At 76.0% G+C, this 1,870-nt stretch carries 2 protein-coding genes; both read right to left on the reverse strand.

Annotation, left to right across the window (positions count from 1 at the left end; translation table 11 throughout):
• Positions 1 to 807: acyl-CoA thioesterase (locus tag AC0CYZ_RS22975; protein WP_472219627.1), on the reverse strand; the 807-nt coding region annotated here is incomplete at its 3' end.
• Positions 808 to 845: 38 nt separating this feature from the next.
• Positions 846 to 1,493, reverse strand: coding sequence for a hypothetical protein (locus tag AC0CYZ_RS22980; RefSeq protein WP_472219628.1), 648 nt, complete (start codon positions 1,491 to 1,493; stop codon positions 846 to 848).
• Between the last annotated feature and the right edge of the window lie 377 nt (positions 1,494 to 1,870).

Genomic DNA, 1,870 nt, shown 5'->3' on the forward strand with positions numbered 1-1,870 from the left:
CCGCCCCGTCGCGAGCCCGCGCCCGCCGCCCGCGTTCGGGGAGTCCTGCACGTAGAGCAGCCAGTGGTCGGCCCGGAACGGGCGGTGGAACCACACCGCGTGGTCGAGGCTGGCCACGTCCACCTGGCGCGACGCGACCCCGCCCTCCACGTGCGGGAGCAGCGCCGCCTCGAGGAGGGTGAGGTCGCTGGCGTAGGTCAGCACGCAGGCGTGGAGCAGCCGGCCCCTCGGATCCGACGGCGGCGGGAGCTCGCCGTCGGCGCGGAGCCAGACCCGGTTGCGCGCCTGCGGGGCGACCGCGAGGTCCCACGGGGCGTGGTCGACGTAGCGGACGTCCAGCGGCCAGGTCAGCGCCCGGCCGGTGGTGGTGTAGGCCGGTTCGGGCGAGGGCACCGGCGGACGGTCGCGGCGGTCGAGGCCGTCCGGGCCGGGGGTCTCCGGCATCTCCGCCTGGTGGGCGACGCCCTCCTCGAGGACCTGGAAGGACGCGGACATCGTGAAGATGGCCTCGCCACGCTGCACCGCGGTGACCCGCCGGGTGGTGAAGGAGCGGCCGTCGCGGGTGCGGTCGACCTCGTAGACGATCGGCCGGTGCGGGTCGCCGGGGCGCAGGAAGTATCCGTGCAGCGAGTGCACCACGCGGTCGTCGTCGACGGTCCGGCCCGCGGCGACCATGGCCTGGGCCGCGACCTGCCCCCCGAAGACCCGCAGCAGGGACTCCTGTGGGCTGCGGCCGCGGAAGATGTCCCGTTCGATGTCCTCGAGGTCGAGGACGTCGGTGACCAGCTCGTCGAGCGCCTTGCTCATGGCGGGGCATCCTCCCGCCCCGCCGACCACCCTGTCGATCAGCTCCCGAAGGAGAGCAGGGAGACCTTCGCGACGCCGAGGTCCACGTCCGCGAGCGAGCCCCCCGACGACCCCTCGTCCGAGGAGCCCCCGTCGTCCGGCGCCGGCGCGGCCGCCGGGGCCGCCGCCCGCTGCACGGTCGGCGGGGCGGGGGCCGGGGCCGCGGCCTGGGGAGCAGCGGCCTGCGGCGCCGCGGCGATCGGGACGACCGGGGCCGCGGCGGGAGCGGGGGCGCCGTGCGCCGCGCTGAAGGTCATCATCGTGGGCGCCGGGGCGCCGGCCGCCCGGGTGATGGGCACGGAGCGTGCGGGGGCGCCGGCGTGGTGCGCGGCGGTGGTCGAGCCGGCGATGGGCACCGTGGACGCCCCGTTCCCCGTGGTCGTGCCGTGCTCGGTGCCCGGGGCGGACAGCAGGCCCAGCGTGGTCGGGGGCGGGGCCGTGGCGAGTCCGTAGCCCTGGACGGGAGCGGCGGCCGCCGGAGCGGCGCTGGGCGTGTCCGACGGCGCCGGGGTGCCCTGGTCGGCGACCGGGACGATGCCGAGGACGGCGTGCGCCCCGAACGCGACGGCCGCCGCGACGGGGACCCCCACCAGGACGCCGGGGCTGCGCAGCGGGTGCGGCCGCATCGCGTGGCGTGGCCGGGTCATGACTTCTCTCCTCGTGTCCGCCGGGGAGTGCCGCCGTCTCCCGAATGACGCCGGGGATCACGCCCATACGACGGCGTGACCACGCACCGCGTCCAACGCACCCGGGCCGTTCCCGGTACGGGTGACACGCGGATTTCTGAAGGGACCGATCCGGTGGGCCTCGTCGTCACCGCCTGTGGTCGTCGATCACGTCGCGTCGTCAGGTGGCCGGGATCACGGCGACCGGTCAGACTCTCGGCGCGGAGCCGTCCGGGTGAGGACATCGCGGTCACGAGGAGGAACGGTGCAGCAGCTCTCGGGTCTGGACGCGGTGTTCCTGGCCGCCGAGGACGATCACCAGCCGACCCACGTGAGTCAGCTGGTGGTCCTCGACAAGC

It is taken from the genome of Actinomycetospora sp. (assembly GCF_055612215.1).